The following is a 9,328-nucleotide window of genomic DNA, read 5'->3' on the forward strand; positions in this document are numbered from 1 at the left end:
TGAGCGGCCGCGACGTGGCGCTGGCCTGATCGCGCATGCTGGCCCGCCTCCAGCAGGCGATCACGCTGGGCCTGCTGGCCCTGGCGCTGGGCTGGGCGGGCTGGTTTGCACGCGAGGGGCAGTGGGCCTGGGCGCTGGCCGGTGCGCTGCTGGTGCTGTTCGGCTATGCGCTGTTCCTCGCGCTCGAGTTCGGCCTGCTGGCTTTCGTGCACGGCGACGATCCGGCGCCGCGCGCAACGCCGGCGCAACTGATCCGCGCATGGTGGGGCGAGGTGAGGTCGGCACCGAAGGTGTTCTGCTGGCGCCAGCCCTTCCGCTCGCAGGCCGAGCCGGACCATCTGCCGGGCGATGCGGCCGGCCGGCTCGGTGTGGTGCTGGTCCACGGCTTCGTCTGCAACCGCGGCTTCTGGAATCCCTGGATGGGCCGGCTGCGGCGAGCCGGCGTGCCCTTCGTGGCCGTCAACCTGGAGCCGGTGTTCGGCCGCATCGACGACTACCTGCCGATCATCGAGGCGGCAGTCGCTCAGGTGCGCCAGGCCACCGGGCGCGCGCCGCTGTTGGTGGCGCACAGCATGGGTGGGCTTGCCGTGCGCACCTGGCTGTCGCGCTGCGCCGAGGCCCGGCCGGTCGAGCACGTGCTCACCATCGGCTCGCCGCATGCGGGCACCTGGCTGGCGCGATTCGGTGTCACGCCCAATGGCTTGCAGATGCGCCGGCCCAATGCCTGGCTCGATGCGTTGCGGGCCCAGGAACGCCAGCGCTCAGGCGAGACGGCCTATGCGCGGTTCACCTGCTTCTACAGCCACTGCGACAACATCGTCTTCCCGCCGTCGACTGCCACGCTGCCCGGGGCCGACAATCGCCACGTGCCGGGCAGCGCGCACGTGCACCTGGCCGATCAGCCGGCGGTGTTCGGCGAGGTCTGGCGCCGCCTGGAAGCGGACGCGCGGTAGGCCATCCACAGCGCGACGCCGGCCAGCGCCAGGTGCATCGCCGTGTGGCCGCTGAGCCAGCCGGTGCCGGCCAGCAGCGCTGCATCCGCGAGATCGAGCAGCTTGGCCAGGCCGTAGGTGGCCAGCAGCACCAGCCAGTCGCGTGGCTGGGTGTACGCGCCGGGCAGCCACGCGGCGCCGGCCGGGATCAGCAGCACCGGCAGCACCTGCAAGAGCAACAGGGGGCGCATGTCGGCGCCGTCCTCCGTCCCCATGCCAGCAGCCGCCCAGGCCATGCCGACCCCGATCAGCAGCAGCGCTGCCGCCAGCCCCCGCCATGAGCCGAAACCTCGGTGAACGCGCTCCGCCAGCACGCCGGCAGTGAGCATCACGAACGCACCGCTGGTCGCGCCGTGGGCGGCCAGATAGCCGCCGTCGGTGGGCACCGCGTGGTAGATCGCGGACCCCAGCGCCGACAGTGCCGCGAAGCCGTGGAAACCGACCCAGGGAAAGCGCACCTCGGCGCCCCAGGCACTGCGCCAGGTGGCCACCACGCCCCAGCATGCCGCCGCGAACAGCGGCAGGCAGGCCAGCACGTTCAGCGCATTGGCCAGGCCGGCCCAGCTGCGCTGGTCGGCATAGTGATGCTCGGCGGCAGTGAGCCGCACGGGTCCCCAGGCGAGCAGGCCCGCGGCCACGCCGGCCGCCAGCGCCACCAGCAGCGCCAGCGCACAGCGGCGGCCCATCGGGCCGCTGCGCGCGAGCAGGAGTTCGGTGCGGGCGATCGTCATCGGGCGCGCAGTGTCCTGCCGGCCCGACGGCACGTCCATCACCCCCAATGGGGATGACGGCCGCGCTCAGTACACCTTGTCGGAAGGCAACCGGGCGTCGGCTTCGAGGTCGCCGGCGGCGGCCACGCGCCGATACACCGGAGTGAAGTCGGGCGCCGTGGCCTCGAACAGCTGCGCGAAGCCGTCGATCACGAAGTAGCTGGCCTGGTAGCTGTCGATGCGGTAGCGCGTGCGCATGATGCGCTCGAGGTCGAAGCCCAGGCGCTGCGGCTCGGGGCTCTCGACGCTGTATCGCAGTTCCCCCGCCGACGACAGGATGCCGGCGCCGTACGCACGCAGCCCTGCCGGCGTCGAGATCAGACCGAACTCCACCGTATACCAGTACAGACGGGCGAGGCGCTCACAGGCCTCGAGCCGGCTCGCCTTCAGCCCGCCTTCGCCGTAGGCCTGCATGTAGTCGGCAAACATCGGGTCGAACAGCAGCGGCACGTGGCCGAACAGGTCGTGGAAGACGTCCGGCTCGACCACGTAGTCGAACTCCTCGGGCTTGCGGATCCAGTTCGTCACCGGGAAGCGGCGTGCGGCGAGCAGCGCGAAGAAGGCCTCCTCGGGGATCAGCCCCGGCACCGCCACCACCTCCCAACCGGTGCGGCGATGCAGCGTCTCGCTCAGCTGATCGAACCGCGGGATGCGGCTCGGCTCGCCGAGGTGCTTCACCGCGGCGATGAACTCCTCGCAGGCCAGCCCCGGAAGCTGCGCGGCCTGGCGCTCGTACAGGCGCCGGTAGAGGTCGTGCTCGGCGGCGGTGTAGCGCTCCCACTGCTGATCGCAGGTGTAGTCGGCTCGCGCATGGGCGTAGTCGCCGCGCGGCGGGCGGTCGCCCTGGCCGTAGGTGACGGGCGCAACGCCCTGGTTGATGCCGGAGTGGAAGTCCAGGGCGGCGCTCATGCTCGTCTCCTGCGCCTCAGGCGGCGGTCTGGTCCTGCAGCACGCCGCGGCGGATCTGGTCGAGCTCGATGCTCTCGAACAGCGCGCGGAAGTTGCCTTCGCCGAAGCCCTCGTCGCCCTTGCGCTGGATGAGCTCGAAGAAGATCGGCCCGATCACCGTCTGCGTGAAGATCTGCAGCAGCAGTTCGTTCGGCGCACCTTGATGCGTGGCGCCGTCGATCAGGATGCGCAGTCGGCGCAGCTCGTCGAGCTTCTCGCCGTGGTGGGGCAGGCGCTTGTCGATCAGGTCGTAGTAGGTCTCGATCGTGTCCTGGAAGGCCACGCCGGCCTTCTTCATGCCGTCGACGGTGCGGTAGATGTCGTTGGTGCCCAGCGCGATGTGCTGGATGCCTTCGCCGTGGTAGAGGTCGAGGTACTCGGCGATCTGGCTCTTGTCGTCGCTGCTCTCGTTGATCGGGATGCGGATCTTGCCGCAGGGGCTGGTCATCGCCTTGCTCTTCAGGCCGGTGAGCTTGCCCTCGATGTCGAAGTAGCGAACCTCCTTGAAGTTGAACAGGCGCTCGTAGAACTCGGCCCACTCCTTCATGCGGCCGCGGTGCACGTTGTGCGTGAGGTGGTCGATGTAGGTCAGGCCATGGCCCGGCACCTCGGCCTGGGCGCCGTCCAGCGGCACGAAGTCGACATCCCAGATGCTGATGTTGCCGATCGCGCCGGGCTTCGCGCCGTCCTTGCCGTGCCAGCGGTCGACGAAGTAGATCAGGCTGTCACCGATGCCCTTGATGGCCGGGATGTTCAACTCCATCGGGCCGGTCTTGTTGTCGAAGCCCCAGGCGCCGAGCGACAGCGCGCGCTCGTAGGCCTGCCGCGCATCCTTGACGCGGAAGGCCATGGCGCAGACGCACGGCCCGTGCAGGCGGGCGAAGCGCTGCGCGAAGGAATCGGGCTCGGCGTTGACGACGAAGTTCACCTCGCCCTGGCGGTACAGCAGCACGTTCTTCGTGCGGTGCCTGGCGATGGCGCGGAAGCCAAGCTGCTCGAACAACTGGCCCAGTGCTGCCGGATCGGGTGCCGCGTACTCGATGAACTCGAAACCGTCGGTGCCCATCGGGTTGTCCCAGGGGGTGAACTTCATGCGGCGCTCCTGCTGTGTTCGGCTGCGTTTGACCTGTCTCAACGCTGGATCGCACTGTAGGAGCGGCGGCGCGCAGGATTCGTGCAAGTTCGGGCGCCGATCTGGTCATCGGCGCAGGAAAACTGCAGAATGCGGCGCATGGAAAACGCGATCCCGCTCGATGCGATCGATCGGCGCATTCTTCGCGCGCTGCAGGCCGATGGCCGCATCACCTACGACGTGCTCGCCGCCCAGGTGAGCCTGTCGCCCTCGGCCACGCTGCGGCGCGTGAAGCGTCTGGAGGAAGCCGGCGTGATCGCCAGCTACGTGGCGCTGGTGGCGCCGGAGCGAGTCGGCCTCGGCCTCACGGCGTACCTCAACGTGCGGCTGGAGAAGCACGCCGAGGTGCACAAGCGCAACCCGATGGACCTGTTCCGCGCCGCGGTGCAGACCTGGCCCGAGGTGGTGGAGTGCGCCGCGCTGACCGGCGAGATGGACTACCTGCTGCGCGTGGTCGTGGAGGACATGGCGCACTACTCGCGTTTCGTGATGGACACGCTGTTGCGCCACCCGAGCGTGGAAGATTGCAAGACCAGCTTTGTGCTGGACCGCGTCAAGAACACGACCGCGCTGCCGGTGTGAGCCCGGCAGCGCACCCGTGCAGCAGCGTCAATCCTTGCTGCCGATCACCTTGTAGACCACGGCGCCGAGCAGCGCCCCGACGATCGGTGCGACCCAGAACACCCACAGCTGCGCGATGGCCCAGTCACCCACGAACCCGGCCACGCCGGTGCTGCGCGCCGGGTTCACCGAGGTGTTGGTGACCGGGATGCTGATCAGGTGGATCAGCGTCAGGCACAGACCGATGGCGATCGGCGCGAAGCCGGCCGGCGCGCGCGAGTCGGTGGCGCCGAGAATCACGATGAGGAACATCATCGTCATCACGATCTCGGTGACCACGGCGGCGAGCATCGAGTACTGCCCGGGCGAGTGCGCCCCGAAGCCGTTGGAGGCGAAGCCGGCCGAGACGTCGAAGCCGGCCTTGCCGCTGGCGATCAGGTAGAGCACGCCGCCGGCGGCCACCGCGCCGAGCACCTGCGACACGATGTAGGGCAGCAGCTGGCCCGCCTCGAAGCGGCCCCCTGCCCACAGCCCGATCGACACGGCCGGGTTGAGGTGGCAGCCCGAGATGTGGCCGATGGCATAGGCCATGGTCAGCACGGTCAGTCCGAAGGCGAGGGACACGCCGGTCAGGCCGATGCCCACCTCCGGAAAGGCCGCGGCCAGCACCGCGCTGCCGCAACCGCCGAGCACGAGCCAGAACGTGCCGAAGAACTCCGCGAACCATGCCTTCATGAGCCTTCTCCTCTGTGAACCGGCCGCATGGCCCCGATGCCGCGGCGCGTGTGTGATGTCGGAGGTGGACTGTGGCCATCCCGGCCGGCGCGGCCCAGGGTCAGGCCGAACGATGCGTGACTTCTTCCCAGGGATGGCGCTGCGGCGCCACGGAAGAAGGAATCAGGCCTCGATGCTGCGCACCAGCTGCATCGCCGCCATGTGCGACAGGTTCAGCAGCGCGGCGATGTCGGCCACGTCATCGGGCAGCGCGGCGTTGTCCCAGCCTTGCGCCGTGTGGCGCGCCAGGCGCACGGCGAGCAGCACGTTGCGCACGTTGGCCTGCTCGGTGTGGCGGTCGTCGCTGATGCGGCGAAGCATCTCGGGCAGCCGCCAGGCCTTCATCAGCGCCTGCTGCAGGTCGTGCAGCTCGATGCCCAGCACGTCGCGCTGGATCGCCGCCGAACGCAGCGCCGGGTCGGCACGCTGAGCCTGGCGGATCTGCAGGGCCAGTGCCGGCGCGTGGCACCACAGCAGCATCTCGGCGAAGTCGTGCAACAGCGCGGCCTCGTGGATCAGCGGCGCGTCCGGATCCATTCGGTGCACGGCGAAGCCCAGCGCGAAGGTGGCGCCGCGGTGCGCCCGGCGGATCACCTCGTGGAGGCCCTCGAGCGCCTCGGGGTGCTCGGCCAGCTTCTGCTCCAGCGTGAGCTGCGGCCCGAAGGCGCGGAAGAACGGCGAGATGCCCATCATCACCAGCGTGGCGGTGACGGTCTCGGTGTCGGTGACCACCCGTGCCGGCCGGTGGGCGGCGGCATAGGCCAGCACCTTCAGCGTCATCAGCGGGTCGTTGGACACCATCTCGCCGATGGCATTGGCATCGACGTCGTCCTCGTTCTCGCGCATCGCCTCGATGGCCTCGGCAGTCTGCGCGAGCACCGGCACGTCCGCGCGGCGGAAGTGCTCGGTCCAGGCGGCCAGGTCGCGAAGCGGTCGGGTCAGCGGTGCATCCAGGTCCGGCATGGCGAACCCCGAGGTCAGTGATCGTGATCCGTTATCGGCCGGCGCGCGCCCGGCTTGAGAGTGATCACTTGCCGCCGAGCTTCGCCTTCAGGTCGACACCGACCTTCCTGTTAACGAACTGGAAGGTGGCCACCTTGGCCAGATCGACCTCGCCGGGCTTGTACAGCCCGGCCTTGACCATCTGCTCGTGGAAGTCCTTGATGCGTGCCTCGTTCATCGCGCCGATGCCGTTGGTCAGCGATTCGCCGGAATCGACGATGCCCTGCTGCTTCATCAGCGCCACCGAGGCTTCGAGCTCGGCGACGGTCATCTCGGGGTTGTCCTTGATCATCAGTGCGTTGGCGGCGGCGCGGTTGCCGTAGAGGTAGTTCACCCAGCCGAGGATGGAGGCGTCGACGAAGCGCTGGACGAGGTCGGGCTTGTTCTTCACCGTATCCGCGCGGGTCTCGATCACCGTCGAGTAGGTCGAGAAGCCGTGGTCGGCCAGCAGGTGCACCACCGGCTTGAACCGGCCCTGGTTCTCCACGTAGATCGGCTCGGCCACCGAGTAGCCCTGCTGGATCGCCTTCTTGTTGGCAAGGAAGGGGCCGAGGTTGTAGTTGTAGGGCTTGAGCGCCTCGTCGCGGAATCCGTGCGTGACCTTCAGCCACTGCCACCAGGAGAACTGGCCGTCCTTGGCGATCAGCGCGACGGGCGCGTTCTTCAGCGCCTCGAACTTCTCGTAGCCCTGGCCGGGGTGGGCGATCAGCGCCTGCGGATCCTTCTGGAACATCGCCGCGACGACCACGGTGGGCACGCCGTTCTTCACGTTGTCGAAGTTGTGCAGCAGGTTGCCGGTCATCAGGAAGTCGATGCGGCCGGCCGGCAGCAGCGGCCGGTTGTTCACCTGCGGGCCGCCGGGCTGGATGGTCACGTCCAGGCCGTACCTCTTGTAGGTGCCGTCGGCCACCGACTGGTAGAAGCCGCCGTGCGCGGCCTGGGCCTTCCAGTTGGTGGCGAAGGTCACTTTGTCCTGGGCGAGGGCGGGCGCAGCGATCAGCGCGGCGAGCAGCAGGGGCAGGCGTGTCGTCATGGCAGGGATCCTTCAGTCCTTTCGCTCGCTAGCATGCCAGCGGCCGAGCAGCGCCTTCGACAGCGCCTCGAATGACCAGAACACCAGCACGCCCGTGAGCACGAGCAGCAGCAGCGCGGCGAACATCTTCGGCGTCTCGGTGCGGAAGCTGGCCTCGAGGATGCGCGAGGCCAGGCCCGTCTCGCGGCCGGCGGCGCCGGCCACCATCTCGGCCGTGACCGCGCCGATCAGGCTCAGCCCTCCCGACACTTTCAGCCCGGCGATGAAGTAGGGCAGCGCGCTGGGCACCAGCAGCAGGCGCAGGCGTTGCAGCGGCGTGGCGCGGTAGAGGCGGAACAGGTCGCGCAGGTTGGCGTCTGCCGAGCGCAGCCCGATCACGGTGTTCGACAGGATGGGGAAGAAGGCCACGATCCACGCACACAGCAACAGCGCCGCGGTGGTGCTCTCCACGTAGATCAGGATCAGCGGCGCGATCGCCACCACCGGCGTCACCTGCAGCACCACGGCCACCGGGAACAAGGCCCGCTCGATGCCGCGCGACAGCGCGAACACGGCAGCGATCAGCACGCCGCCGGCGCAGGCCAGCGCCAGCGCGCCGAGCGTGATCTTCAGCGTGAACCACCAGCTCGCCGCCAGCGAGCCGAAGTTCGCCCACAGTGTCTGCAGCACCAGCGACGGCGCTGGCAGCGTGTAGTGCGGAATCTGCGCGAGCCGCACCAGTGCCTCCCAGCCGCCCAGCAAGGCGAGCATCGTCAGCACCGGCAGGGCGCGCAAGGCGTTCATGCGTGGGCGGCCTCCAGTGCGGCGGCCAGGCGCGCACAGGCCGTGCTGAAGGTCGCCGAATGGCGGAACGCGGCGCTGCGCGGGTAGGGTGCATCGATCAGCAGCTCGTCGATCACCCGGCCCGGCCGTGCGCTCATCACCAGCACGCGCTGGCTGAGGAACACCGCCTCGTAGACGCTGTGGGTGACGAAGACCGCCGCGAAACCCTGCGCCTGCCAGGCGGCGAGCAGGTCGATGTTGAGCCGGCCGCGGGTGATCTCGTCGAGCGCGGCGAACGGCTCGTCCATCAGCAGCAGCCGCGGCCGCGTGACCAGCGCGCGGGCGATCGACACGCGCATGCGCATGCCGCCGGAGAGTTCGTTCGGGAACGCCGCCGCGAAGTCGGCCAGGCCGACGGTGGCCAGTGCGGCCTCGATGCGCGGCCGGGCCTCGGCACGGCCGAGGCCGGCCAGCCGCAGCGGCAGCCAGACGTTGTCGGCCACGCTGGCCCAGGGCATCAGCGTGGGGTCCTGGAAGACGAAGGCGGTGTCGGCGGCGCCGCTGCGCAGCGCGGGCGCGTCGATGCGACCGGCGCTCGGCGCGTCGAGCCCGGCCGCCAGCCGCAGCACGGTGCTCTTGCCGCAGCCCGAAGGCCCGAGCAGGGCGAGAAACTCGCCGGGCGCGACACGCAGGCTGACGCCCGCCAGCGCCTGCACGCCGTTGTCGAAGCGCTTGTCGACGCCCTCGAGCGTGACGACGGCCTCGCTCATCCGGCCAGCGAGACGATGTGGCCGTCCTGCGGCGCGGCCGTGCCGTCGAGCAGCGCGCGATACACCGCCTCGGCCTCCTGCGGGCCGCGATGCTCCACCACCCGCAGCCACGGCGGCTGCGCGCTCGTCACCGGCTTCATGAAGGCCACCCAGGCCTGCGCCAACCGCTGCTGCAATCCGGCGGCGCCCCATTGCTCGATGCGCTTGCTGGCCTGCGCCGGCGCGAAGAACAGCGTCGGCCGCGGGCCCGGCAGGTCGCGCCCGGCGCCTTTCGCGGCCAGTTCGTCCCAGTGGGTGCCGCCCACCGAGCAGCTGTAGGCCAGCCGCTCGCCGAAGCCCTCGTGGATGGCGCGGCGCAACGAGGCGCTGCCGCTGAAGTCGACGTAGACCGCCGGTGTGGTGTGGTCCACCCCGGCGAGCTCGTCGTAGCTCAGCACCTCGTCGTAGCAGCCGAGTGCGCGGGTGAAGCCGAGGTTGCCCGCCGAGGTCAGCCCGACGATGCGCAACGCCCCCGCCTGCCCGCGCCGCTGGGCGAGGCAGAAGGCCGTGCCGTAGGCGGTCTTGCTGGAGGCGCTGGACAGCAG

General features: G+C 69.7%; 11 protein-coding genes. 2 read left to right on the top strand and 9 right to left on the bottom strand.

Annotated elements, in window-relative coordinates; translation table 11 throughout:
* Nucleotides 1-35 precede the first annotated feature (35 nt).
* Nucleotides 36-953, top strand: coding sequence for an esterase/lipase family protein (locus AB7U92_RS15315; RefSeq protein WP_428578510.1), 918 nt, complete (start codon nucleotides 36-38; stop codon nucleotides 951-953).
* On the opposite strand, the gene AB7U92_RS15320 is transcribed toward AB7U92_RS15315, so the two are convergent.
* From AB7U92_RS15320 to hppD, 3 genes are all read right to left on the bottom strand, one after another.
* On the bottom strand, nucleotides 899-1,723 hold the full coding sequence (locus tag AB7U92_RS15320) for a hypothetical protein (protein ID WP_428578513.1): 825 nt from the start codon (nucleotides 1,721-1,723) through the stop codon (nucleotides 899-901). The two genes, AB7U92_RS15315 and AB7U92_RS15320, sit on opposite strands and share 55 nt — an antisense overlap.
* A 66-nt stretch (nucleotides 1,724-1,789) precedes the next feature.
* Complete coding sequence (gene phhA / locus AB7U92_RS15325) at nucleotides 1,790-2,671, bottom strand: phenylalanine 4-monooxygenase (protein WP_428578516.1); 882 nt, start codon at nucleotides 2,669-2,671, stop codon at nucleotides 1,790-1,792.
* A 16-nt stretch (nucleotides 2,672-2,687) separates the two neighbouring features.
* The gene (gene hppD, locus AB7U92_RS15330; protein WP_428578518.1) at nucleotides 2,688-3,803 is read right to left on the bottom strand and encodes a 4-hydroxyphenylpyruvate dioxygenase; all 1,116 of its coding nucleotides are present in this window, start codon (nucleotides 3,801-3,803) and stop codon (nucleotides 2,688-2,690) included.
* A gap of 138 nt (nucleotides 3,804-3,941) precedes the next feature.
* Here hppD and AB7U92_RS15335 point away from each other — a divergent pair, with 138 nt between their 5' ends.
* Nucleotides 3,942-4,424, top strand: coding sequence for an Lrp/AsnC family transcriptional regulator (locus AB7U92_RS15335; RefSeq protein ID WP_428578521.1), 483 nt, complete (start codon nucleotides 3,942-3,944; stop codon nucleotides 4,422-4,424).
* A 27-nt stretch (nucleotides 4,425-4,451) separates the two neighbouring features.
* Here the strand turns inward: AB7U92_RS15335 and aqpZ are convergent, their stop codons facing one another.
* The 6 genes from aqpZ to AB7U92_RS15365 form a co-directional block, all read right to left on the bottom strand.
* On the bottom strand, nucleotides 4,452-5,138 hold the full coding sequence (aqpZ, locus tag AB7U92_RS15340) for an aquaporin Z (RefSeq protein ID WP_428578523.1): 687 nt from the start codon (nucleotides 5,136-5,138) through the stop codon (nucleotides 4,452-4,454).
* A gap of 162 nt (nucleotides 5,139-5,300) precedes the next feature.
* The gene (locus AB7U92_RS15345; protein WP_428578526.1) at nucleotides 5,301-6,140 is read right to left on the bottom strand and encodes an HDOD domain-containing protein; all 840 of its coding nucleotides are present in this window, start codon (nucleotides 6,138-6,140) and stop codon (nucleotides 5,301-5,303) included.
* A 64-nt stretch (nucleotides 6,141-6,204) separates the two neighbouring features.
* A complete protein-coding gene (locus AB7U92_RS15350) occupies nucleotides 6,205-7,212 on the bottom strand; it encodes an ABC transporter substrate-binding protein (RefSeq protein ID WP_428578529.1) in 1,008 nt (335 codons plus the stop codon).
* A 12-nt stretch (nucleotides 7,213-7,224) separates the two neighbouring features.
* Nucleotides 7,225-7,995: an ABC transporter permease gene (locus tag AB7U92_RS15355; RefSeq protein ID WP_428578532.1), complete on the bottom strand. Its 771-nt coding sequence runs from the start codon at nucleotides 7,993-7,995 to the stop codon at nucleotides 7,225-7,227.
* Nucleotides 7,992-8,744: an ABC transporter ATP-binding protein gene (locus AB7U92_RS15360; protein WP_428578535.1), complete on the bottom strand. Its 753-nt coding sequence runs from the start codon at nucleotides 8,742-8,744 to the stop codon at nucleotides 7,992-7,994. Before AB7U92_RS15360 ends, AB7U92_RS15355 begins: the two co-directional genes overlap by 4 nt.
* Nucleotides 8,741-9,328 (bottom strand): DUF2855 family protein (locus AB7U92_RS15365; protein ID WP_428578538.1); only part of this gene is annotated, 588 nt, incomplete at its 5' end. The genes AB7U92_RS15360 and AB7U92_RS15365, both read right to left, overlap by 4 nt.

This window comes from Piscinibacter sp. (assembly GCF_050175855.1).
Classification (GTDB): Bacteria; Pseudomonadota; Gammaproteobacteria; order Burkholderiales; family Burkholderiaceae_C; genus Piscinibacter.

Coding starts and splice junctions, on each gene's coding strand:
- phhA (WP_428578516.1), bottom strand. CDS start 2,671: ATGAGCGCCGCCCTGGACTTCCACTCCGGCATCAACCAGGGCGTTGCG.
- hppD (WP_428578518.1), bottom strand. CDS start 3,803: ATGAAGTTCACCCCCTGGGACAACCCGATGGGCACCGACGGTTTCGAG.
- aqpZ (WP_428578523.1), bottom strand. CDS start 5,138: ATGAAGGCATGGTTCGCGGAGTTCTTCGGCACGTTCTGGCTCGTGCTC.
- AB7U92_RS15345 (WP_428578526.1), bottom strand. CDS start 6,140: ATGCCGGACCTGGATGCACCGCTGACCCGACCGCTTCGCGACCTGGCC.
- AB7U92_RS15320 (WP_428578513.1), bottom strand. CDS start 1,723: ATGACGATCGCCCGCACCGAACTCCTGCTCGCGCGCAGCGGCCCGATG.
- AB7U92_RS15360 (WP_428578535.1), bottom strand. CDS start 8,744: ATGAGCGAGGCCGTCGTCACGCTCGAGGGCGTCGACAAGCGCTTCGAC.
- AB7U92_RS15350 (WP_428578529.1), bottom strand. CDS start 7,212: ATGACGACACGCCTGCCCCTGCTGCTCGCCGCGCTGATCGCTGCGCCC.
- AB7U92_RS15335 (WP_428578521.1), top strand. CDS start 3,942: ATGGAAAACGCGATCCCGCTCGATGCGATCGATCGGCGCATTCTTCGC.
- AB7U92_RS15355 (WP_428578532.1), bottom strand. CDS start 7,995: ATGAACGCCTTGCGCGCCCTGCCGGTGCTGACGATGCTCGCCTTGCTG.
- AB7U92_RS15315 (WP_428578510.1), top strand. CDS start 36: ATGCTGGCCCGCCTCCAGCAGGCGATCACGCTGGGCCTGCTGGCCCTG.